Source organism: Novosphingobium sp. 32-60-15 (assembly GCF_002280675.1).
Taxonomy (GTDB): domain Bacteria; phylum Pseudomonadota; class Alphaproteobacteria; order Sphingomonadales; family Sphingomonadaceae; genus Novosphingobium.
In genome coordinates this window covers 246683-269597 of record NZ_NCEN01000002.1, presented here as the reverse complement: position 1 = coordinate 269597, position 22915 = coordinate 246683, and the positions used below count along the sequence as shown (strand labels likewise).

Sequence of the window (22915 nt, the reverse complement as noted above, 5' to 3'; positions counted from 1 at the left end):
GATGAACATATCTGAAGACAGGGCGACGCCTGGTTAGCGATTACTCTGCGGCTTCTGCCTTGTCCGGTTGGCGGGGCATGCCACCGCCTGCAAGGTAAGCTTCGTAATCGCGCGTGAACATCCGCAGCAGCGGTTCGTTCTGCCCGAACTGCTGGTATTTTTTGCCACCCGATTCAAAGCCGATCTGTTGCAGGCGCGACATTGCCATATCTTCGACCACCACATCGCGTGTTGCGGCCAGAGTGCTGGCCATCGCAAACTCTTCACGCAATGTGCGCGGAGCGTGGCGGCTGTAAATTCGCACATCGGTGCGCATGCGCCCCTCGGACATCGGCCAGAATTGATAGAACAGATAGCCGTTCGCCAGCGGTTGAATCGAAATGTTCGGGAATATCGTAATCGTTTCAGTGCCGAAGTTCGGGATCTTGAGCCGGTTAATGCCGGGATGCTCGTAAAATCCGGCGCGGCCCTCGTTAATCGCGGCAACATCGGGTGCGGAAGTTGGCAGCATCTGTGCGTAGACCCACGTCAGAGCAGGCGCTTGCGGATCATAGTCGAAATTGCGGGGCACGGTGCCTGCACTGTGCGGCCCGAACTGCTTTATATCCAGGTAATGCAGGTGCGGATTGTCTTTGGGTACGACCGCTGCGCGCAGCGTCTTGTTGTGCAGGACTGCGACATGATACCCCTCGTTGAAGGCATTGACGAGGTTCTTCCAGTTACAGTCGATCTCGTCCGATACCTGGATGCTGAACGGAAACTGGTCGAACGGCGCACCATCGAGCATCGTGTCGAGACCGGCGAGGAATTCGGGCAAGGTTGCCTCGGGCTCGTCGGCAAAGTTGAGGAAGATGAATCCCGCCCATGTGTCGAGATGAATCGGCGCAAGACCATTGGCGGCCTTGTCGACATGGGGAAAATCCTGCTCTGCCGGAATCGCGCTGAGCGATCCGTCGATGCGGTAAATCCACGCATGGTACGGGCAGCGGAACGTCAGCGCATTGCCGCGATCCTGACAGACCAGCGCAACGCCGCGGTGTGAACAGGTGTTGTGGAAAGCGCGTACTTTGCCGTCCTTGCCGCGCGCGATGATAACGCTGGCTTTGAGCGGCGGCACATCGCGCACGATGAAATCGCCCGGTTCGGCAACGTCCTCAACCCGGCCGACCATCAACCACGCACGGCGGAAGATCATGTCCTGTTCGCGCCGAAAATACGCGGCAGACGTATAATATTCGACGGGAACCCGGTCGTTTTCAAGGCCCAGATCGCGGGCCTTTGTCATGTGTTCTTCAATATTGACCATATGGCTTCCCGCACCCGTTTGATGGCTTCAATGTGGCTGATAGCCGTTCCATGCGATGGCCACGCCATGCGGAAAAGGTGCATGGGGAACACGCGGCTGTCCGAAAATCTCGACCGCTTGCGCGGCCTCGGTCAAGCCCAACGCAACACGAAACAGCAACGCTTCGGCTTCGGGAAGGGCTTGCGGATCAAACTGGTCGAGGTGGGTAAAGACTTCCTCAAGGCGGTGGGCAAGCGCTGCGTGAAACGCTTCGAGCTCTTCCTGGTCAAGCGCCTGTCGCTTGGCATAGCGTTCATCTTGCGTGCGCAGATGGCCCCATGTCTCGACGAATGGTTCAAGGAATGCGAACTGTTGGGGGATAAGGGACTTTTCGGGTGCATCGGGGCCGTTCACGGGTCAAGCTCCCGCAGGCGCCAGAGGCGGCGAAAGCTCGCTCCATTCGATCGCCATCTTGTGCGGGAACGGGGCATAAGGGACGCAAGGCTGGCCAAACACTTCGACTGCCATCGCCACTTCAGTCAGTCCCAATGCCGTGCGATAGAGCAGCGCTTCGGGCGGGGGGAGTGCTTCCATCGGGAACTTATCGAGATGGTCGAAAATGGCGTTCAGGCGCGGCGCGGTTGCATCGTAGAACGCCTTGAGTTCTGCCATCGTGCCATGCTGGCGCTGGAGATAGCGTTGTTCCTGCGTCTCCAGTTTGCCCCAGACCGCCGCGAATTGCCCAAGGTCTTCAAAGCCCGCAGGCAAAGTCAGCGCTTCGGTCATTAATCCAGCTCTCCCAAGCTTTGCCCGCCAGTTTTTGGCTATTTTATTCTGCGGCCTCGGCGTGTGCGGTTTCGGCAAAGCGCATATTGCTCCACCCTTGCACAACAGGCAGTACTTCCCGGCCGAACAGATCGAGCGACGCGCGCTGTTGTTCGGGCGATCCTACCACAAAAGGAAGGTCGCACACGCCCACGCCGATGTCATGCAGCACGCGGAACTTTTCGATCAGGGTTTCGGGGCTTCCCACGAAATAGGGCTTGGCCACCAGTTCCAGAACCGGAGGCCCGCCAAGCGTGGCTGACTGCAGTTTGCCCTGAGCTTCGGCCTGCTGGCCGAAATAGGCGATCATATCGGATTCGGCCTGTTCGTCTGTGGGCGCGCAATACGCAATGCCGCGATAGATCACGTGATCTGGCGTCGGCTCCCAGCCTTCTTTGGCGCATTCTGCGCGATACAGCGCGATCCAGTCCTTGACGGTTTCAGGCGCGGCAAACGAAAAGGCGATGCCGATTCGCCGCTTGGCCGCAAACACCACCGAATCTTCGCTGTTGCCCGATCCGAATACCGGCGGGTGCGGCTGCTGGGTGATGCGCGGCCAGATTGAAATCGTATCGAACTGGTACTGCTCCCCTTCCCAGGCGAACGGCTTTTCATTCGTCCAAGCCTTCAGGATGAGGTCGATCCCCTCCTGCGTCATTTGCTTGGTCTGGTCAGCAGGGGTGCCATATGTCTTGTGCTCGTTAGGAGTACCGCGCAGGAACAGCACCTCCAGTCGCCCCCCGCTCAACGCATCGAGCATCGCCACTTCTTCGGCCAGGCGCACCGGATTGTTCAGCGGCACCAGTGGACCCAGCAAAGCCACCCTGACCTTTTTCGTGCGCTGGATGATGGCCGATGCCATGATCATCGGATTGGGCGTCATTTGATAGGGCGCATAGTGGTGTTCGGACACGCTAACCCAATCGAACCCCAGCGCTTCGGCGGCCTCAGCCATATCCAGGTAGCGCGAGTACGACACTTGCGCGACATCGGGAAAGCAGAACTCGGGTGATGCCGGCCAGATCGCAATACCCGGTGCCGGGCCATCGTATCCCGTCATGCAAAGGTAGGACACTTTCATGCTTTCCGCTCCTGGATGATGCAGCGCCGGTGCTGTTCTGCGTGCCCCGTGCGTTCAATGACCATATCATGCATAGTTTTGACGAAGCGCGCAATATGGCATGGTGATGCGATTTTTGGACAGTGCGTCCACAAGGAATAGCCGCCCTTCTGATTTCATGATGCCGCCGCGTCGAACTTTGCCTGACTGTGCGTCCAGCTTGATTGAATTTCATGCACGATAAGGATATGCTGCCCTCAAGTTGAAGGACCGCAGGCCAAGAACCGGCGGCCGGCATTGTGCCAAACTGAGGATGAGCGATGAAAGCCCGGTTTCCGAAATTCGATTTTTCGAGCCTGCGCGCGCATTGGGCGCCCAATCAGGAATTTGCCCAGCGCGCGAATGCCGCGTCGCTGATCCCGGCCTATATCGAACCCTATCTGCTTAAAGTCATGATGCAGGCAAAGAAGCGGATCGATCCATCAAAGACCGCGTTGCACCGCGAACTTGATATATTCATCAAGCAGGAAATGCAGCATTGCCGGCAACACATTGCCTTTAACAAGCGGATGCACGATCTCGGCTATGAACTGCTCAAGCCTGTTGAAGCAGAATTCGAAGCGACCTTCGCCCGATTCCTCGCCACCAAATCGCTGCGCTTCAATCTTGCCTATAGCGAAGGTTTTGAATCGCTCAGCGCTACTGCCTGCGTCCTCTATTTCGAGGATTACAATGAATTGCTCGAACATGCCGATCCGGAGCCGACAAACATGTGGCGCTGGCATCTGGCCGAAGAATTTGAACATCGCACGGTCTGTTCAGACGTCTATCATGAATTGAGCGGCCTCAATCCCGTGTTCGCCTATTTCTACCGGCTCTATGGCTATTTCTATGCCATTGTTCACCTTGGTCGCTTCCAGTTGATGGTTTCGAAAAAGTTGCTCGACCATGACCGTTCGACAATGACTCCGGCGCAAGTGAAGCAGTCAGTGGCGCGTGACAAGGTCGCCAGGAAGATCATGGGTCGTCATTTCATCAGCAATTTCCTGAAGATCTGTTCGCCGTTCTACAACCCGCTTACCCGGCGCGAACCCAAAGGCTATCGTGAATACCTGACGGCGTTCGAGGCGCGCTATGATCGCGGCCCTGCAACGGACTTGGCGGCCTGAGCTGTCGTCATCTCGCTCTACAGGCTGAAGCCGCCATCTACGATCAGGGTTTGTCCGGTGATGTAGCGAGCCCGGTCCGAAGCCAGAAAAGCGGCGGCATCGGCAATTTCTTCGGCCGACCCGAACCGGCGCAACGCAATCCGCTGTCGCTGCGTATCCCAGACTTCCGGCGAATAGAGGTCGGCAAGGAATTGCGCGCCAAGCCCTGCATCGATGATGCCCGGCGCAACGGCATTGGCGCGGATGCCTGATCTGCCTTCCTCTTTCGCTACGGCCCGGCACAGCGATTCAATCGCCGCTTTCGGAACCGATGACAGCGCATCGCCCGGAGGATAACTGTAATTGGCAACTGACGATATCGCCGTGATCGACCCACCGCCATTGGCGCGTAACACCGGAATTGCCGCTGAAACGACGCGGGTAAACCCGATCAATTCCACTTCGATCACCTGCCGCCATTGCGCCTCGACGATCTTGCTTACAAACGGCTGTTCAATCGCCACGCCGCCGGCAAATATGACGGCCCCCAACGGCACGTCTTGCGCATTCGCTGCGGTGATGGCCGAAGCAACGCTTGCGGCATCGCCCAGATCGCAATGAACGGCGATGCTTAGACCGCCGAGTTCTGCGGCAAGGCCTTGTGCTGCGTCCCGGCCCGAACGATAGCCCACCGCGATCCGGCCCCATTGGGCCGCCATGGCACGGCAAATGGCAGCGCCAAGCCCGCCCGAACCACCAACCACCAGCGCCGAGCGCGAAGTTTCCGGTCCGCTCATGCCACTGGACTGTAAAGCGAAAGGTAGTCACGCAAGGTTTCCGCAAACGCATCGTTGCGGTCACCTGTCACCATATGGCCTACGCCCTTGGCGAGCACCACTTCCAGCTGCGGCGTCAATTTTCTGAACAATGCCTCGCCCTCGTCCGTCACGATTGTCGAAAGTTCGGCGCGCACCAGCACCACAGGATCCGTAATCCGGGCGGCGGCCTGTTCCAAACCGAGGCCTTCGGAGGGCGGGTTGAGAAATTCGGGTGACACGGTCAGCGGGTCCCATTGCCAGTACAAGCGACCATCATCAGCGCGTCGCATGGTCTTTTCAAGGCCCGAAATGTCTGACCGGCGCGGAAGTCCGAGTTGGGCTGCCAGGACATCGGCAGCGGCCTCGATCGTGGCAAAGCCGGCAGCGCTGGCGGCAAAGAAATCGCGAAAAGCATCAACACCGACGTCGCGCAGCAAAGGCGCCACATCGGCCAGCATGACGAGCGCGGCCTTGCCCGGCCTTCGCGATGCGCCAACAAGCGCGGATTGCCCCCCGCGCGACGCGCCAACCAGCGTAACCGGCCGGTCAAAGGAATCCAGCAGTGCCTCGATATCACGGCCGAAGGCGTCGAGCAGGTAATCGCCGTCCGCCGCCCAGTCGCTTTCCCCGTGACCACGAAGGTCAACGGTGTAGGCACGATATCCTGCCGCGGCAATGTTGCGCGCGGCGCCGCTCCATGCCCGGCGGCTTTGCCCACCGCCGTGAAAGAACAGCACCGGCGGCCCTGCATGCGGACCATAAGCATCCGCACGCAGGGTCAGGCCGTCGCCGGGAAATTCGACCACGGCCTGCACCGGTGCATTCATTGCAAGAGTTCGCGTGGTTATTCTGCAGCAGTAGCCAGCGGCGGCGCGATCTCGTTGAAGATCGGATGCTCACCCGAACCCTTGTAAGCGAACTTTTCGGGTGCGTGATGCCACTTGCCGTCGTTGTGGCTTTCGTATGGGCTGGCAACTTCGATCAGGCAGCCGTGCGTGCTCTTGGCACCGACCCAGCTCCATTTCTGCCAGGTCATGTCCGGATCGTTGTAGGTCACGCCTTCGCCCGGAAGGTCGAGGCCTTCGGCGCGCAGCTTTTCCATCGCGCCGGGAACATCGTCAGTCGCAAAGCACAAGTGGTGGACATGTTCGCCCACTTTGTCGAGGCGGCGGCCCATCGGGGTGCCGGGCGCTGGCTGGATGAACTGGATTTCGGTGCCGTGATCGTTGACGAATGTCGCCCACTTCATACCGGCATCGTCACCGCTCGAAAATTCGTCATACTTGACGATGCGCTGGTCAAGCTGCGCCGGGTCAAGCACGCGCAGAATCTTGGTCCAGTCCACGATCGCCTTGTCGAGATCGCGCACGACCATGCAAACATGGGCAAAAGGTCCGCTGGGCATAGTATTCTCTCCTGTTAGGCGTTGAGCCGGATTGTTGCAGTCCCGGCATTTACGGTGCCACGACCTTCGATATCCAGACTGAATTCGCAATCAATGCGGTTGCCATCAACCGCCGTAATCTTGCCGCTGGCGACAGCCTTGTCACCGCCATAGACATTGTCGAGGAAACGGGAATCCATTGCCTCGATCGTGCCGCCGGGGAACGCTGCCATCAGCATGTTCATCATATAGGCCACATTGATCGGGCCCTGGTTGATCACTCGATCCCCCAGCCCTTTGGCTTTCACCACTTCTACATCAAGGTGGATAGGGTTGGGATCGGCCAGGAATACGGCCCAATCCTTCATCGCCTCCGCGCTCACGCTTTCAATTGTGAACGGCGCGATCACATCGCCAACGGCGTAGTTCATGCCAGTTCCTTCCGCGGCAACACCCAGACATTATCGGTTTCCAAAATGGCGTCGCCGCCATCAGCGGGATGCAGGCGCAACCGATAGGTCAGCACATCCATCACACCCAGTTTGCGGCTTTTCTTGCGCACAAGGCTGAGGATTTCGCCACCGACCTTATAAGGCTGGCCCACCATGATCGGCCCGGAAAAGCGCACGCCCGACGAACCCATCATGGGGCCGTCTTCGACATCAAATTCGCATGTTTCGCACACGCCTGCCACGGTTTTGCCCATCGCCACCTGCGTGGCGACATAATACCACACCGGATGGGCTGTGCCATCGGCAGCGGGCGCAACGCCGACCGAACGGCACAGACGCGCGTTTTCCTCGGCAGAGACCGTGAAGATCTTCGTCCCGTCAAGCGAGGTTCCGGCGACTTGCGGCGCAGGTGGAAATTCAGCTTCGTCGCTCATCAATACGACCTCGGCAGGCCGAAGCTTTCGGCAATGGAATTGCGCACCATTTCGTTAGAGATCGGTGTCATCCGCAAAATGCGATGGTCGCGCCAGTAGCGCTGCATGTCGGTTTCTGCCGAATAGCCCATGCCGCCGAGGATCTGGATGCCAAGGTCGGCGGCCTTCACGGCGTTTTCCGTAGCGACCATCTTGAGCATATTGGCTTCAATGCCGCAGGGCTTACCCTCTGACTGAAGCTGCGCCACGTAATAGAGCAGCAATTCGGTGGTCTTTTGCCAGGTAGCAATGTCAGCAATGTAATGCTGCAGGATCTGGAAGCGACCAATGATCCCGCCGAAAGCCGTGCGCTGCTTCATGTAAACCAAAGCGTCTTCGAGTACGCCGTCAATCGCGCCAAGGCACTGTGCGCCAACCATGATGCGTTCGTTATTCAGCGTGGGCAGCATGGCGTACCAAGCCTGGCCCGGGGTGCCGAGCACATCTTCATCAGGCACGAACACGTCTTCGTAATGCACTTCGCACGATCCCATCGCCCGCATGCCAAGCTTTGGCAGCAGCGACGCGGTGATGCCGGGCGTCTTGGCATCGACGAAGAACATGGTCAGGCCGTGGTGTTTCTTTTCGACATTGGCGTCGGTCCGCGCCAGCACCAGCAAACGGTCAGCCGCCTTGGCCGCGGTCGTCCACATCTTTGCGCCATTAAGCTTCCAGCCGCCGTCAACCTTTTCGGCGCGCGTCTTCATCGCGCCCAGCACATCTGTGCCGCCATCAGGTTCGGTCATCGAAAGCGAGACGCGCAAGTTGCCTGCAGCCATTTCCGGCAGCCAGCGTTGCTTTTGTTCGTCAGTGCCCACGGCGCTGATCGTCTTGGCCCCCCCGAACGAGGTGAGTCCCCAGGTCCACAGAAGACCGCCAGCGGTACGGGAGAATTCACGGGCAAAGATCATCTGCATGACCACGTCGCCGCCCAGACCACCCCATTCCTCGGGGATGCCGATACCGAAGAAGCCCTGCTCCTTCAGTTTGTCCCACAACTCGTAAGGATAGTTTTCCTCGTCCGCCTCAAGCTTGCGCATCCAGTCCTTCGGACACTCGGCTTCAACCCAGCGATGCACGATATCTTTGAATGCCTGCTGCTCTTCGGAAAGCGAAAAATCCATGACCCTGCTTCTGCTCCTGCTTTGTTTTTGCTGTACCTGCGGCAAGTGGGGTGCAACCTATCCTATGGCAGGAACCGGAATCCCTTCAGGACAGGGTCATCCAGGCATGCCAAACGTCAGCCGGCTGGTTTCCACACCAGCGGCAGGGCAACGGGCTGGATCATTCCCATGTGGCAGGTGACCGTATGGCCGGGTTCAAGCGTGAATGTCGGGATCCGGGCGAGGAATTCTTCCATCGCGATCCGCAATTCGCGCCGCGCAAGGTGCATGCCCACACACGTATGAATGCCGAAGCCGAAACCGACATGGCGCGGCCGCCGGCTAAAATCGACCAAGCCCGGATTTTCAAACTCGGCCGGATCGCGGCCCGCAAGCGTGGTGGACATCGCCACTTTGTCCCCCGGCATGATCGTCACGCCGCGGATGGTCGTTTCCTTCTTGCAAGTGCGGAAGGTGGTGACGGCACCATAAGCGCGCATCAATTCATCAATGGCGTGGGGGATTTCCGCCGGATTGGCGCGAAGTGCCGCCTGGTCATCCAGGTGCGTCGCCAGATGCCAGAATTGCAGGCCCATATTGGTCGATACCGTGTCCAGCCCGCCGATGAACAGATTGAACATAAAGCCGATCAGTTCGTCCTGCGTCAAAGGACGACCTTCGATCTGGCCTGCCACACCAAAGCTGATCAGGTCGTTGCGGGGATTGGCCCGGCGGTCGTCGATCTCTACGCTGAGATAGGCCACGACTTTGCGTGTCGCGTCGGCGATCTTGGACAGATCGTGATTGTGGAGCAGGTTCATTTCCCATTCCATGAATTCGGCCACGCGATCGTGCGGCAGCCCCATCAGTTCCATGAACACCTTGATCGGGAATTCGAACGCGAACTCGCCCATGAATTCGCATGATCCGCGCGCGGCGAAACCGTCGATGTATTCGACGGCATATTCGCGAATCTTGCCTTCCAGCGCGGCCATCGCCTTTGGCGTGAATGCGGGATTGACCATCTGGCGGAACGGTCCATGCGCCGGCGGATCAAGTTCGACCGGTGAATTGATCCATGTACCGCCCGTCAGCTTCGAGAAGGGCGAAAAATCGTGCGTCGTGAAGTGATCGGTATCAAGGTAGATCGCGCGCATGTCTTCCATACGGCGGGGAATCCATGCAGGCGAACCACCGGGATAGGCGTGCGGCGCATAGATCAGTTCGGGCCCTTCATGCACCGAAGCTGCCAGTTCGTTGAACGGGTCCTGATCGGTTGTCATGCCGAACACGAACGGAAATGGCCGCACAAGATCTGCAGGAACATGATCGGGAATTACCGCCTCCGGAAATGCAAATGCCATCTCGATATCTCCCAGTTTTTGCGAAGAGCGGGCAGGATTTACCACGCGATTTCAATATGTTTTAAAGCGAGGTTCAGTCCGCCGCGGTGATTGCCACGATGATGTTGTAGGATCGGTTCTGCTGCGGATCAGCCATAATGCGTTCTGCAAGACGCGCAGTTACTGCATCCAGAACCAGGCTGCGGTCCCGCCCGTCATCAAGCGCTGCGGCAAAGCTTGGGCCATTGGCTGCGCGCATCATGTTCGCCCACATTTGCCCAAGCTGCACGACGTCGCCGCTGAGCTGATAGGCATCCCAATAGGGATCGGGTGTTGGCACCACCGCCACGTCAACCAGCTTCAGCCCGGAAACGCGGCCATCACGAAACGGTGCTTCGATCTGCGCTACAGAACGTCCGGCTGACGGCGCGCTGATCCGCCCCAGTTCGGCATGGGTCACGAAGCCCGCATTTGCCACATCAACCCAGCTTTGCCAGAACGCTCCTGCCATCCATTCAAAGCCATGGGTGTCTTCGCCCCGCCCCATGAACTGGCAGATCAACTGCCCGCCCCGCCGCATTTCGTGCGACCGCGCAATCAGAAAGTTGGTCCAGTCCGCATCAAGCTGCGCATCAACCGCGTCGCGCACGGCGGCATCGGCGCTGAACACGCCCCAGCCATGATCGGGCACTGCACATGGATTGCGGCTCATCCAGTGCAAGGCATTGGAACTCCACCCCAGATCGACACTGCCGCTTGGCAGAACCTGCCCATAATGCGAACGCCCTATGGCCACGGGATAGACTTCTGCGCGCCCCGCCAGATAACTGGCCGGATCTTCATCCAGCAGCGTGAATAGCGATGCAAAATCGTTCGATGGCAGATCGACATGGCTGATCATAATCGGGCAATCTGGCCCGATACGCGGGCGCAAGGCATCAATTGCGGCGGCCATAGGGGCCATCGAATTGCGTCCTTGCGAAGCACCATAATCTGCAATGCCGATCATTGGGGCATCAGGTGCAATATTGCCCGCTGCCGCCACCAGCAGGGGCAATGCCGAGCCGAGATTGGCCGCCTGCAGACCTGAGTTGCGGTTATAAAAACCGCCACCTTGCATCGCTGCCGTGGCTGCAGGGGCTTTGTTGTTCAAGCGTTGGCCCCCATCGGACCAAACCCGCGCTCGGTCTCATGCAGGTCAAGATATTCGCGCACACCCACCACACGATCATCGCGCACGGTGAACAAATGATGGTAATGATTGCGGTAATTGCGGCCATCTTCGAATTCGAAGTTGCCGCGCGATTCCACAGCAACGCGTTCACCTTCGGCAGTCGTGGCAATAATCGTGGTTTGCGCCACTTTCGCGATGCCCAACATCGCCTGCAACTGGGTCAGCAATGTATCCAGATCAAGCGTGCCGACGCCAGAGACGTACCAGTCCACATCGGGTGCCATGATCGCGCGGATTGTTTCTACGTCGGACTTGTCAAGCGCGGCCATAAGGCGAATGACAAGGGCGCGATTGCGGTCGGCCAGCGCTTGTGCGTCAGAGGTTTCGGTGGTGTCGCTCATGGCAGTCCCTCCTGCTTATTTGGCGAGATAGGTAGAGGTTGCTGCGGCCAATGCTTTGATTTCCACGCCTGCGGTGTTCCCCGCATCAATCGCTGCAGCCACGTCCTTGACCATGTAACGCCGCGCGGTTTCGAGCATACTTGCAGGGTCTTCGTCCACGAACCGTGCCATCACATCGCTTGCACCGCTACACTGGATCAACGCTGCGGCAGTAGACGATCGTTCCAGTCCCAATCCTTCAGCCAGCTTCAGTGCGTCTGATGCAAGCTGCAAATGCCCGGCGAAAAGGATATTGTTGACCAGCTTGATCGCTCGGCCCGCGCCGCTTGCGCCGACATGGAAAATCGCGCGGGCGAAAGTATCGAACACCGGGCGGCCACGCTCGATGGCGTCCGCATCGCCGCCGACGAGCAGCGTCAACTTGCCTGAAGCCATTTCCGACTGCATCCGGCTGAAGCAGGTATCAAGAATGGCAATGCCTGCCGGTACGCTGGCAGCGATAGCCTGGATCGATTCGATGCTGCCGGTGGTGAACACAGCCACGATTGCACCGGGTTTCAACAGGTCGATCACGCCTTCCGGCCCGGTCAGCACATCGGCAACCTGATCGTCAGAAAACACGGCAAGGCAAACCAGATCGGCCCCTTGCGCGGCTTCGCGCGGGGAACCGACAAGCGTAAGGCCCTGTGCGTCTTCGGCAGCGGGAGCTTTCACATCGAATGCGCGAACGTCATGGCCGCCAGCTGCAACTGCCTTCGCCGTCGGCAGGCCCATTTGGCCCAGCCCAATCCATGCAACCTTCATCATCGATCCTCTCGCGCGGCCACTACAGCCCTTTGGATCGTGAATTGGGGCAGCGCGCCGCGCACGACCCCTATCGAAGGTCAGGGTCAGGTGCGGAGCCGCGTGCGATCAGGCAAATTCAGCAAGCCGGTCCAGGCCGCGCACCGGGTCGGTCACGCCATCCCATGCCAGATGCGCGCGGTGCATCCGCGAAAGCGATTGCTCCATCGCGGGGGATATTTCCATCAGTTCTATGAACGCACCGTCGCAGCCTTGCGTGTCGAACAGGCAAAACCGTTCGCCCGATGGCATCTGCCCGCTGAACGCCACTTCATGGCCCTTTGCCGAAAGCCGCGCGAAGTTGGCATCGTACGGTCCGCGCAGCATTACATGATGATAGCCCTGGCCGCTGTTCTCAAGCATTTCCCGAAATACCGAAGGGCCGTCATTGGTCTGCTGCAACAATTCGATCAGCAGCCCGCCCGAAAACCCGAACGCCACTTTCATTGAAACTTGCGTGGGCGCGCCGCGATAGATCTGGCCTGGCAGCACCGGCACATCGAACACGAAGAACGGCCCTGCCCCGATGGTCCCGGTCCAGTGATCAAGCGCCGGTTCCAGATCAGCCACAACCTGACAGAGTTCGAGGACGGAGCCGCTGGGTTGCATCTGTTGAAATCCTTGGTTGGAAGCGTCAGGGCAGCCATTCAGGCGCGCGTGTGCGTGTGCCATGATCGCGTGCGCGCTTCATCAACTGCGCGCGCCGCCCGGCAATGTCGATACGCGGGACACTTGCGGGCACCACTCTATCCACATCGGCAAGGTCGAATTCCTGTACCGTGCGAATGAACGTTGCCGGGTCCGCCGTGGGCGGCACGCCCTGCCAGCGGATCATCATCCAGCCCTCGGCCAGATTGGCGGTGTCGATCCAGTTGGCGACACCGGGATCGACCGCACTCAAGACATAGCTTTGCGTGCCGTCCGGGCTCGCTGTAACCTGCGTGCTGTTCAGGCTGACCAGACGGACCATCGGATCGGGCGAGATTGTCCACGGATCGGCGATCTGGAAACCGGAATAATAGCTGCCGGCCGGATCAATCGTCACAAGCAAGGCTTTGCCGTCGCCTAGCCGGAAGCGCCCACCTGCAAGGTAACCCCAGCCCCCATCGCGGCCATTGGGACCGACCAGCCGGTGCGGTTCGGGTAGCCCAAGGAAATCATCCTTGAAATGGCTCCAGAAATGCACCCATGCGGGCAAGTCGGCGATGACTTTGGCGGCAATTTCGTCCTCGGTGCGCGGACGGTGGCCGGCAGGCGGGTCTATCCGGCGCACGGTAACTTGCGCGGGTAACTGGTTCCAGTCGCGCTGGCTGTCGCGGGTATAGACCTGATGCAGCTTGCCTGGCTCGGACCGCAGATGATGGCGGCCACCCTCGCCCGGCCCGACTGTCACCACCATAGGGGCGGTCGGTGCTGCCGGATCACGCAAGTCCTGCAAGGTGAAAGCACCCAGATTGCGGCCCAGCCCGGCGTGATGGTCCGGTTCCACTTCCAGCACGATGCTCAACTGCGGCGGATCGTCTGAAAACCGGATCGTGATTTCGTAATTGCCATCGCCGTGGACCGGGATTTCGCGGTTGAAGTTGTCAGGATTATCAATGGCGACTGCCGCGCCCTGATAGACATGGCCGAACCAGTTGCGCGGGGCATTGCTGATGTTCCACACCACCTTGGGATCGGCGGGATCGCCATTGGCCTCACGCATGGCAAGGCCCAGCACCCATTGGTCAAGCGCCCGGTCCAGCCCGGCAATGCCATCGACAGTCGCGGCGAGGGGATGCGCGCGCATCAAAGCCCGCTCAACTTCGCGCGCGGCGCGCACATCGGCACGTTCGATAAGGCGTAATGCAAGCCGTTCAGCCTCGGCCTGATCATCAGTCCACAGCGGGTTCGCGCTCATGAAATCGTCCCGACGCGGCCTCCTTCGGTAAAGATCGTGCTGCCTGTGGTATAGCTCGAAGCATCGCTCGCCAGCAGGATCGCCGCGCCTACCGCCTCGTCTGCCGCGCCGAAGCGCTTGATTGCATTGCGTTCGGCAAGGCCCAGCCCACGATGGATCTCCGCCTCCTGCCCGTCAGGACTCATCGATCCTACGCACAAGCAATTGATGCGGGTGTGCGGTGCCTGCGTCTTGGCAAGTTCCCGCACCAGAAACAGCAGCGCTGCCTTGCTCACGCCATAAGCGACCGCAGGCGGGATCGGAGTGAACCCGCCGCAACTCTGCACCGAAATGATGCTGCCCTTGCCGTGGCCTTTCATGTCAGCCTCGGTCATTTCGGTCAGCCGCCACGTTGCCATGACATTCACATCCATCGCGGTTTGCCACACCTCATCGGTGTTTGCCCAAAGCCCGCCTTGCGCGGCATAGACCACGCCAGCGGCGGCATTGTTGAACACGATATGGATGGGTCCGAATGCATCGTGCGCGGTATCGACAAGCTTTTGCAGATCGGCCTTGTTCGCCACATCCACCGCTACTGCCCGCGCCCGGCCGCCGCCAAGTGCGTTGATTTCCCCGGCAATGCGGTCAAGCCGGTCCTGGCTGCGCGCGGAAATCACCACATTTGCGCCAAGTTCGGCATAGGCCTTGGCGACATGTTCGCCCACGCCGGGGCCGACACCTGTTAGGATTGCGGTGCGGCCATCAAGCCGGAAACGGTCGAGTACGCTCATCGGTAATTACCCTGCGTTTGTGGGAAGGGGTGCCAACAGGTGCCCGAACCGCGCGTAATACGGGGCGAGTCGTTCGCGCACCTCGTCCGGATCAATGCCAAACTGTTCGGCACTGTGTTTGTGGCGGCCCAGCCGCTTTGCCGCCGAATTCTGCGCAAGAAACTGGGTAATGCGTGCCTCGTGTTCAGGCGTGAACGGCAAGCCGAAGCGGTCATAAATGCGGCGGATCGACCCCATAGGGTCCGCAACAACCTCGCTGTGCCCCAGATCGATGATGCGTTCGGCAATATCGGGTCGCGCATCGCGGGCCTTGAGGCCTCGCTCCAGCCCCTCGCTCCACGTTTCGAACACGCTGCGACCCACCGCTTTCATATCCTTGTCGGCACCCACGGCGGCCAGAAACGCCGCTATCATGCTGGATAGTGATGAGAACGTCAGCACAGGATCGCGGTGTGTCCAAACCAGCATCGCGCCGGGATACGCTTCGACCAAGCCGGGCAGATCGAACAAGTGCTGCGGCGATTTCAACGTCCAGCGCCCTTGCGGTCCCTTCCACTGGAACTGCTGAAGCAGGCGCTTGTGTGTCCGGTATTGCCCTTCGGCCACTGTGCTCAATAACCACTTGGCAAAATCGGGGACGCCCAGTTCTGCTGGAAAGTTGGTGCTGGCAAAATGCATCATCATGCCGTGATTGCATTCGCCCGGCTGCGTGCAATCCATGCGCTGGATATCGGCAAGCTGCGGGGCGTGCGCCAGCCAGTTTTCATAGATCGCCTGCACTTGCCCGATGCGCAGGTCGGTAGCGAAGGTTGCCTTTTCCGGGGCGGGCCAGGGGATGTACCATTCCCATTCGGTTGGTGCGCGGGCTGCCGGATCGAGGCACAGCAGGTCATACGTGATGGTTGTGCCGGTGCGCGGCAGACCACACACAATCAACGGCGATCCCACGTCCTGCATGGCAATTTCGGGGTGGTTGCGGTCATCTTCTGCCATGCGCAGGCGCATCGACAGGATCTTGGTGATATTGGCTTTGGCCGTAGCGCGCAACTGCGCTGGTGGGTCCATTGCCTCGACCGCTTTCACCAATTCGCGAAAGCCGGTCATAAAGCTGAGGTCGGGTCCGAAATCGGTAAAGCCCGTTTGTGCCTGCGCATCGGCAATCAGCGCGTCTGCTTCCAACGGGGCGATTGCTTCGGATGCTTGCGCCAGCGCCATTGCGTCATTCCCTATCCCGGGCACCGGTCCGCTACCGGGACCGTGTGCCAATCAAAGCTGGCCCCGGCAGGCCGCACCGCAACCTGCCGGGGGAAAGGGCCCGCTCAGAAGCCCTTGGCGGCCAACGCGCGCTTCAGTTCGGTGGTCAGCGGCCCCATGTCCTTTGGCCCTGCGCCGTGGAGCAGGATTTCGTCGGCGCCTGCATCAAGGTAGGCCATAAGCTGGTCGGCACATTGCGCTGCCGTGCCGACAGCCGCGCCTTCGTCGATCCACATTTGCGGAAGAAGTTCGCCCACATCGACCAGTTCCTGCCGTGTATAGGCCTGATCGGCCGGTTTGCCGTTCAGGCAGGCGATTTTAGGATGGGCACGGATCTGGTCGAGCACCGACTTGTCCCATTCATTGATCTCGACGATCAGGTCGCCAAAGCCGGGCAGTTCGAAATATGTGATCGCGCGGCCACGCACGACGGCATCTTCCTCATCCTTGGGCAGATCGGGTGCGACGATGATGTTGTGATAGATGCGCACAGACATCGGATCGCGCCCGGCCTTTTCGGCAGCATCGCGCACGATCTTGACGCTGTTGCGTACGCCCTGTGGCGATACGAACGGGTGCAGCAGCACGCCGTCGCAATGTGAACCTGCAAATTCGAGCGACTTTGGCCCGATAGCGGTAAAAATGATCGGTGGCTGCGGTCCGTCGTACTTGTCGGTCATCTTCAGGTTGGGGAAATTGCCCATGATGCCGTCATATTTGACCGTTTCGCCGGCCCACAGGCTTTTCATGATCGAAATGGTATCGGCCAGCCGGTCCATGGTGATCGGCGCTGCGCCCATCATCTTCATGTAAGCAGGGACCGCGCGGGCAAACATCATCCGGAAACGGTCGCCCGACATCGCCTGCATCAGGTTGGCGACACTTGCCGTCACGATTGGATGGCGCATCGTGGCATAGAATGTGCCGGTGATCCGGATTTTTGATGTGGCCTGCGACACAGCACCGGCCAACACGGCCGGTTCCTTCAATGCAAAGCGTTCGGAAATCCACACACACCCAAGGCCGATGCGTTCAGCCTCGATCGCTTCTTCGATTCCGCGACGCGGATCGCTGACCCGACCGGGAAGAATATAAGTTCCGAATTTATCGAAAAGTGCCTGCGCGCCGGGTTCGATTTGCGTCATTGTCTCTACCTTTTTAAAACCGTTCCGCCGTGCCGGATGGCCTCTGGCAAGACCCCTATCGCCTGACAGGGTTTGCCGGGGCCTGCCCTTCAAGGCAGGTTATCATGGCGCAGTGGCCACCAGCGTGCGGATGCGCCAGCCGCCAATGGCCCTTACCAGCGTGATGGCATAGTCGGAAAACGTCATCGGTTTGCCATCATTGCCCCAGTCCGTCACCAAGCCGTAAGCGGTTACCCGCGCGGTATCTGCATCTTCCCCTGCATCAACGGCGATATTGGTAATCTGGTGCCGCCACTTGCCCCCGCCTTGCTCTGCCACGACACTTGGCATTGCAGCCACTTGTTCATGCCCTTCCAGACGCATCACTCCTGCCACCTCGAACGTGCCATCGGGCGTGAACAGTTCTAACCAGCCTGCGGTATCTCCATGGTCGACCCGGTGGCAGTAGCGCGCAAACAGTTCGGCTATGGCGATCCGGTCATCGCTGGTGATTGTGTGCATCATCGCTCTCCAACTTTGTGCATTTCAAATGCGATCATCACGCCCCTTCAGCGTCCGCCCCCTTCCATGCGGTAGGTCATTGCCGATAAACCGCCGATAGCGTGCGCGATCATGAAGCAGGCCTGCCAATGGCCTGGCTGGAGGGAATGTATGAGCAACGAGTGGGATGCCATTGTCATCGGATCGGGCGCAGCGGGCCTTACCGCGGCCGTCACCGCCGCGCGCAAGGGCCTTAAGGTTCTCGTCGTGGAAAAGACCGACGTATTCGGCGGGACCACCGCAATTTCTGGTGGCGGCATCTGGATTCCGGGCAACCACCACCAGCTTGCGGCGGGTATCCCTGAGCCTGCTGGCGCAGCGCGGAAATACATTGGCGCACTGGTCGGCGAAGAACTGAACGCCCCGGCGCTTGATGCTTATCTGCAGGCTGGCCCTGAAATGGTGCGGTTTCTTGAAGACCAGACCGAAGTCGTCTTTGCGCTCGCGGATCATTCGCCCGACTGGCACCCCGAACTTGAAGGGGCCAGCAAGGATGGGCGTCTGCTGCGCCCGCTTGAATACCGCACGCAGAAGCTGAACGGCTATGCAGACCAGTTGCGTCTGCCGCGCAGCGAATTCAACGCGCCGGTCGGGTTCATGGTCGATCTGCCCGACTTGCCCCACCTTGATGCCATGAAATCATCGCCCAAATCGATGTTCTACATGATGAAGATCGTCGGCCAGTACGTGCTGGACAAGATGATGGGCCGCAAGCGCGGATCGCGTATCACCATGGGCAATGCGCTGGCCGCCCGCCTGTTGCGTTCGGCGCATGATGCAGGCGTCACTTTGTGGCGCAACACCGGCGTTACCGGCTTGATCGGCGGACCGGACGGGATCACCGGCATTCGTGTGGAACGCGATGGCAAGGCACTGAACCTTAACGCGAAAAAAGGCGTCGTCCTTGCCACAGGCGGCTTTTCGGCCAATGAACAACTGCGGCGCGCCTATATGCCCTACCCCGATCAGCACATATCCATCATGGCCGGATGCAACACTGGTGATGGCATGAATATGGGCCTCGAAGTGGGCGGCACCATTGATGGCGAGAATGTCGCGAACGGGGTGTGGTCGGTCGTCTCCACCATGGTAAAGCCCGATGGCACCAAGGCGATCTACGCGCATCTGATCGACATGGCCAAGCCGGGCTGCATCGCAGTCGACAAATCGGGCAAGCGGTTTGGCAATGAAGCGTCGAACACATTTGTCGAATATATGCACAAAGCCGGCGCTGTACCGGCTTGGCTCGTCGCCGATGCCCCCTTCGTCAAGAAATATGGCCTTGGCCTTTCGCTGCCCGGGGGTGGCGGGATCAAGAAACTGGTGGATGCAGGCTATCTGGTCGAAGGCACAACGCTGGCGGACCTGGCCGGCAAGATCGGTGTCGATGCCGCAGCGCTGGTTAAAACAGCATCAGCCATGAACACTTACGCCAAAACCGGCGTGGACCCTGAATTCCAGAAGGGTGCCTCGGCGCTTGACCGCGATCTTGGCGATCCGCGCCACGTCCCTAATGCCTGCCTCGGCCCGATCGAGACCGCACCGTTCTATGCCGTCAAGATCTTTCCGGGTGATGGATCGACCACGGTGGGTTTGCGCATCGATGGCGAGGCGCGTGTGCTGGATGCTTCGGGCAAAGTCATTCCCGGCCTTCACGCAGCAGGGCTTGATGCAAACTCCCTGTGGCGCGGCCACGCCCCGGCGCATGGCTGCAATGTCGGTCCGGCCATGACGTTGGGCTATATCGCGGCGCGCAGCCTTGCCAGCTAAAGTCTGATGAAGCCCGACGCAATCAATCGCCGTGTCCTGCTGGTCAATCGGCCAGCAGGCGTTGCGCAAGCACACGATTTCGCCATTGATCATAGTACGGTCCTTGAACCTGCGCCGGGCGAAATTGTGGTGCGCAACCATTACTTGTCGGTTGATCCTGCCATGCGTGGCTGGATTGCCGATACTGGCAATTATTCTGCACCGGTTGCCATTGGCGAAGTCATGCGCAGCTTGTGTTCGGGCCAGATCGTTGCCTCCTGCAATCCCGCTTATGCAGTTGGCGAATATGTGACGGGTTGGTTCGGGTGGCAGGACTATGCCACTGTCAGCATAGACCGCATCGTGCAGCGCACGTCGGCTGCAGAAGCAAAGATGGCGCTAGGCATTTTGGGCCTTAACGGTACGACGGCGCTGCTCGCCCTGACCACGATTGCAGAGCCCAAACCCGGCCAGACTGTGGTTGTCTCAACCGCCGCCGGTGCAGTCGGCTCGGCTGTGGGACAGATCGCACGTATTCACGGTTGCCGCACCATCGGCATCACCGGCGGCCCTGCCAAAGTGCGCGATTGCGTGGAACTGTTCGGCTACGACGCTGCTATTGATTACCGCGCGGAAGACGTCGGCGCGCGGGCGGCCGAACTGTGTCCGGACGGCATCGATATCTATTTCGATAATACCGCTGGCGCCATATCGGACGCAGTGATGCCACATCTGGCGCAAAAGGCGCGCGTCGTCGTTTGCGGAACGGCGTCCTATGATCGGTGGGAGCCATGGCCGGAAGGTCCGCGCGTGGAACGGCACTTGCTGGTCAAGCGTGCGCGGATGGAAGGCTTCGTTCTGTTCGATCACATGGACAGGCTGGAAGAGGCCGTCGGGGCGTTGCGCGGCTGGATCGCCGAAGGTCGCCTGACATTTCAGGAAGACCTGCTGTCAGGGATCGAGGCCTGCCCCGATGCTCTGGCCGGTTTGTACCGGGGAGAGAACCGGGGCAAGCGTATCGTCCAGTTGATCTAACGTCATCTGGTTTTAGGAGGCAGGATCTAGCCCGCTGCTTCCATGAATGCCTTGAGATCGGCGTAATGTGGTTGATGGATCAACCCGCCACCCGAGATCGAGATGTTTTCACCCGTGATATAGCGTGATTCATCCGACGCGAGGAACGCAACCAGCGCGGCAATATCGTCAGGCGTGCCAAATTCGGGCGTCAGGATGTGGCGCTTGATGATGTCTTTCAGGCCGGGCACCGTCTTGTCGAGCGCTTCGGTCAGCACAACGCCCGGCGCAATGCTGTTGCAGCGGATATTCTGGGTGCCATGCTGCGTCGCGACATAGCGCGTCAGTGTGATGATCGCGCCTTTGGTGGACCCGTATGCGATGCGCGCCAAATCGCCCGCTGTGCCTGAATTGGACGCGGTGTTAACGATTGACCCGCCACCGTTGGCGATCATATGCGGAATGGCATAGCGGCACCCCAGCAGATACCCGGTCAGGTTAACGTCAAGGATTTCCTGCCAGATTTCCATCGGGATATCGATGGCAGTGGTGTCTTGCGCCGATTTGACCGGATCGGTCATTGCGGCATTGTTGTGCAGGATATCCAACTTGCCGAAATGGCTGACGGTCTTTTCGACCAGCGCCTTCACCGATTCGGCACTGGCAGCGTCGAACTGCACCGCAATTGCGGCATCCCCCAGTGGCTGGGCGGCCCGTTGCGCCGATTCCTCGAAGATATCCGCAACGGCAACCCGCGCGCCTTCGGCCACCAGCCGCCGCGCGACTGCCGATCCGATGCCACCGCCGCCGCCAGTGACGATTGCCACTTTGCCTGCCAATCTGCTCATTATATCTATTCCTGTTGTTTATTCTTCGTCGCGAAAACAATGCGTTACTGCAGCATTCCCGGTCTCAATCTGTAATCGCGCGGGGTCATGCCGGTTGCAGCGCGGAACGCGGCCGAGAAGGCCGATGAACTGCGGAACCCGCATCTCCAGCTGATTTCCTTGATGCGGTAATTGTCGGATTCCAGCAATTCCTTGGCCAACCCGATGCGGCATCGCGCGATGAAATCGCCGATGCTCCCGCCGGTGGCTTGCTTGAACACCCGGGCGACATTGCGCGTGCTCATGCCGCAGGCACGACCGATATCGGAAATGCTCAGGGTGCTGGAAAGATTGCTTCTGATGTATTCCTCGATCCGCTTTGCCTGCAATGGCAGAACGATACCATTGCCCAGATCGGAAACCAGTTGCGACCAGCGGGCCAGTTCCACGGTCGCACCTACGGCCAAAGATCCCAGCAATGTACTTGCGGCAAAACCCGGTGAGGAAAGCTCGCTGGCAATAGCAAGGAGATCGCGCCTTAACGCGATGTTCTGGATATCGGCATGGGGCGTAGAGGAGCGCAGCGGGTTCTCTCCGTCGAACACGTCCTCAAGAAAGGCGTCGCCAAATGACAGGCATAGAAGATTGCGCTTTTCCAGCGCGGGCTGGCCCCAATATCGGACATTTGGCGGCAGATATAGAACGCCGCCGGAATATTGCGGTTCGGTCCAGCATTCGGATTGCAACACGCTGCGCCGCAAGCTGCCATCAAGCGAAATATCTAGGTAGTGTTTTTGGGGCAGCAAATGTCCGGACGATGGACGCACCCATTCGTATTGCCTGATGTCCATGGTCAGGTCATGCGAAGCAAAGCGCGCGACGATCTCGAAATCGTCAACGAATTCCCGGTTCTGTATTGACCAATCGCTTTCCGGCCGGATCAGGACGGCGCTGGATTCAGCCAATGCCAAATGCTGCATCATCAGCCGCTTACCTTGCCCGCCTGCACTTTGGCCTTCGCAGCCTCAATGCCGCGGAACAAGGCAGAGGCATTGCCCGCGCCTGCATAGAACAGCAGGAAATGCGGAATGAATTCCAGTTGTTCTTCCGTGAACTCGCCGTTCAGCAGGGCACCGGTTACCTGCGTCTCGATCAGGTCGGGCCGCCCAAGCATGGTCGTCAGGCCCAGAACCATCAATCGCTTTTCACGAATGGTCATCGCGGGATCGGCCCACAAGTTGCCGAACTGGTTGTTCACGATTTCCTGATTGAAGCGGTGCCCCTTGTAAGGTTGCATCATGTCGGAATAGCCGTCGCCATAAACGGCATCGACTGTTTCACACCCCTGCGTCCAGGCTTCTTCGTTGGTGCTCACAATTGGTTCTCCTGCAGCAAGGGCCGGAC

26 protein-coding genes are annotated in these 22915 nt (G+C 59.4%); 3 read left to right on the top strand and 23 right to left on the bottom strand.

Annotated elements, in window-relative coordinates:
- Positions 1 to 40: 40 nt before the first annotated feature.
- Genes B7Y89_RS02810 through B7Y89_RS02795 form a run of 4 tightly spaced genes read right to left on the bottom strand, consistent with a single transcriptional unit; the run spans position 41 to position 3191 of the window.
- Entirely contained in the window at positions 41 to 1285 is a 1245-nt protein-coding gene (locus tag B7Y89_RS02810; RefSeq protein ID WP_292935543.1) for an aromatic ring-hydroxylating dioxygenase subunit alpha, read from the bottom strand.
- A 48-nt stretch (positions 1286 to 1333) separates the two neighbouring features.
- Complete coding sequence (locus B7Y89_RS02805; RefSeq protein WP_292935541.1) at positions 1334 to 1699, bottom strand: hypothetical protein; 366 nt, start codon at positions 1697 to 1699, stop codon at positions 1334 to 1336.
- 3 nt (positions 1700 to 1702) lie between these two features.
- A complete protein-coding gene (locus B7Y89_RS02800) occupies positions 1703 to 2071 on the bottom strand; it encodes a hypothetical protein (RefSeq protein WP_292935539.1) in 369 nt (122 codons plus the stop codon).
- A gap of 43 nt (positions 2072 to 2114) precedes the next feature.
- Entirely contained in the window at positions 2115 to 3191 is a 1077-nt protein-coding gene (locus B7Y89_RS02795) for an LLM class flavin-dependent oxidoreductase (RefSeq protein ID WP_292935537.1), read from the bottom strand.
- 299 nt (positions 3192 to 3490) lie between these two features.
- Between B7Y89_RS02795 and B7Y89_RS02790 the strand changes: the two genes are divergently transcribed.
- Positions 3491 to 4339, top strand: a complete 849-nt coding sequence (locus B7Y89_RS02790; RefSeq protein WP_292935535.1) for a metal-dependent hydrolase — start codon at positions 3491 to 3493, stop codon at positions 4337 to 4339.
- 17 nt (positions 4340 to 4356) lie between these two features.
- On the opposite strand, the gene B7Y89_RS02785 is transcribed toward B7Y89_RS02790, so the two are convergent.
- The 16 genes from B7Y89_RS02785 to B7Y89_RS02710 all read right to left on the bottom strand — a co-directional run bounded on the left by B7Y89_RS02785 (position 4357) and on the right by B7Y89_RS02710 (position 17885).
- The gene (locus B7Y89_RS02785; protein WP_292935533.1) at positions 4357 to 5115 is read right to left on the bottom strand and encodes an SDR family oxidoreductase; all 759 of its coding nucleotides are present in this window, start codon (positions 5113 to 5115) and stop codon (positions 4357 to 4359) included.
- Positions 5112 to 5963 carry an alpha/beta hydrolase gene (locus B7Y89_RS02780; RefSeq protein WP_292935531.1) on the bottom strand — a complete coding sequence of 284 codons (852 nt, stop codon included), beginning with the start codon at positions 5961 to 5963 and terminating at the stop codon, positions 5112 to 5114. Before B7Y89_RS02780 ends, B7Y89_RS02785 begins: the two co-directional genes overlap by 4 nt.
- A 17-nt stretch (positions 5964 to 5980) precedes the next feature.
- Entirely contained in the window at positions 5981 to 6541 is a 561-nt protein-coding gene (locus B7Y89_RS02775; protein ID WP_292935529.1) for a VOC family protein, read from the bottom strand.
- A 14-nt stretch (positions 6542 to 6555) separates the two neighbouring features.
- Positions 6556 to 6951 carry a MaoC/PaaZ C-terminal domain-containing protein gene (locus B7Y89_RS02770; RefSeq protein WP_292935527.1) on the bottom strand — a complete coding sequence of 132 codons (396 nt, stop codon included), beginning with the start codon at positions 6949 to 6951 and terminating at the stop codon, positions 6556 to 6558.
- Positions 6948 to 7406 (bottom strand): hypothetical protein, encoded by a 459-nt coding sequence (locus B7Y89_RS02765; RefSeq protein ID WP_292935525.1) that lies wholly within the window; start codon positions 7404 to 7406, stop codon positions 6948 to 6950. The genes B7Y89_RS02770 and B7Y89_RS02765 overlap by 4 nt, the downstream gene beginning before the upstream one ends.
- A complete protein-coding gene (locus B7Y89_RS02760) occupies positions 7406 to 8569 on the bottom strand; it encodes an acyl-CoA dehydrogenase family protein (RefSeq protein WP_292935523.1) in 1164 nt (387 codons plus the stop codon). The genes B7Y89_RS02765 and B7Y89_RS02760 overlap by 1 nt, the downstream gene beginning before the upstream one ends.
- Positions 8570 to 8685: 116 nt before the next feature.
- Complete coding sequence (locus tag B7Y89_RS02755; RefSeq protein ID WP_292935521.1) at positions 8686 to 9912, bottom strand: cytochrome P450; 1227 nt, start codon at positions 9910 to 9912, stop codon at positions 8686 to 8688.
- Positions 9913 to 9985: 73 nt separating this feature from the next.
- Entirely contained in the window at positions 9986 to 11044 is a 1059-nt protein-coding gene (locus tag B7Y89_RS02750) for a hypothetical protein (protein ID WP_292935519.1), read from the bottom strand.
- Positions 11041 to 11466, bottom strand: a complete 426-nt coding sequence (locus B7Y89_RS02745) for a nuclear transport factor 2 family protein (RefSeq protein WP_292935517.1) — start codon at positions 11464 to 11466, stop codon at positions 11041 to 11043. The genes B7Y89_RS02750 and B7Y89_RS02745 overlap by 4 nt, the downstream gene beginning before the upstream one ends.
- Positions 11467 to 11481: 15 nt before the next feature.
- Positions 11482 to 12273 (bottom strand): NAD(P)-dependent oxidoreductase, encoded by a 792-nt coding sequence (locus tag B7Y89_RS02740; protein ID WP_292935515.1) that lies wholly within the window; start codon positions 12271 to 12273, stop codon positions 11482 to 11484.
- A 105-nt stretch (positions 12274 to 12378) separates the two neighbouring features.
- Positions 12379 to 12918 carry a VOC family protein gene (locus B7Y89_RS02735; RefSeq protein ID WP_292935513.1) on the bottom strand — a complete coding sequence of 180 codons (540 nt, stop codon included), beginning with the start codon at positions 12916 to 12918 and terminating at the stop codon, positions 12379 to 12381.
- 25 nt (positions 12919 to 12943) lie between these two features.
- On the bottom strand, positions 12944 to 14209 hold the full coding sequence (locus B7Y89_RS02730) for a hypothetical protein (RefSeq protein WP_292935512.1): 1266 nt from the start codon (positions 14207 to 14209) through the stop codon (positions 12944 to 12946).
- Entirely contained in the window at positions 14206 to 14982 is a 777-nt protein-coding gene (locus B7Y89_RS02725) for an SDR family oxidoreductase (protein WP_292935510.1), read from the bottom strand. Before B7Y89_RS02725 ends, B7Y89_RS02730 begins: the two co-directional genes overlap by 4 nt.
- 6 nt (positions 14983 to 14988) lie before the next feature.
- A complete protein-coding gene (locus tag B7Y89_RS02720) occupies positions 14989 to 16197 on the bottom strand; it encodes a sulfotransferase (protein WP_292935508.1) in 1209 nt (402 codons plus the stop codon).
- A 104-nt stretch (positions 16198 to 16301) separates the two neighbouring features.
- Positions 16302 to 17381, bottom strand: coding sequence for a TIGR03857 family LLM class F420-dependent oxidoreductase (locus B7Y89_RS02715; RefSeq protein WP_292935506.1), 1080 nt, complete (start codon positions 17379 to 17381; stop codon positions 16302 to 16304).
- A gap of 102 nt (positions 17382 to 17483) precedes the next feature.
- Positions 17484 to 17885: a nuclear transport factor 2 family protein gene (locus tag B7Y89_RS02710; RefSeq protein WP_292935504.1), complete on the bottom strand. Its 402-nt coding sequence runs from the start codon at positions 17883 to 17885 to the stop codon at positions 17484 to 17486.
- A 147-nt stretch (positions 17886 to 18032) separates the two neighbouring features.
- Between B7Y89_RS02710 and B7Y89_RS02705 the strand changes: the two genes are divergently transcribed.
- Positions 18033 to 19691: an FAD-dependent oxidoreductase gene (locus B7Y89_RS02705; protein WP_292935503.1), complete on the top strand. Its 1659-nt coding sequence runs from the start codon at positions 18033 to 18035 to the stop codon at positions 19689 to 19691.
- A gap of 6 nt (positions 19692 to 19697) precedes the next feature.
- Positions 19698 to 20705 carry an NADP-dependent oxidoreductase gene (locus B7Y89_RS02700; RefSeq protein ID WP_292935501.1) on the top strand — a complete coding sequence of 336 codons (1008 nt, stop codon included), beginning with the start codon at positions 19698 to 19700 and terminating at the stop codon, positions 20703 to 20705.
- Between the two features lie 26 nt (positions 20706 to 20731).
- On the opposite strand, the gene B7Y89_RS02695 is transcribed toward B7Y89_RS02700, so the two are convergent.
- Genes B7Y89_RS02695 through B7Y89_RS02685 form a run of 3 tightly spaced genes read right to left on the bottom strand, consistent with a single transcriptional unit; the run spans position 20732 to position 22886 of the window.
- Complete coding sequence (locus B7Y89_RS02695; protein WP_292935500.1) at positions 20732 to 21532, bottom strand: glucose 1-dehydrogenase; 801 nt, start codon at positions 21530 to 21532, stop codon at positions 20732 to 20734.
- Between the two features lie 44 nt (positions 21533 to 21576).
- Entirely contained in the window at positions 21577 to 22494 is a 918-nt protein-coding gene (locus B7Y89_RS02690; protein WP_292935498.1) for an AraC family transcriptional regulator, read from the bottom strand.
- Entirely contained in the window at positions 22494 to 22886 is a 393-nt protein-coding gene (locus B7Y89_RS02685; protein WP_292935497.1) for a hypothetical protein, read from the bottom strand. Before B7Y89_RS02685 ends, B7Y89_RS02690 begins: the two co-directional genes overlap by 1 nt.
- Positions 22887 to 22915 lie beyond the last annotated feature (29 nt).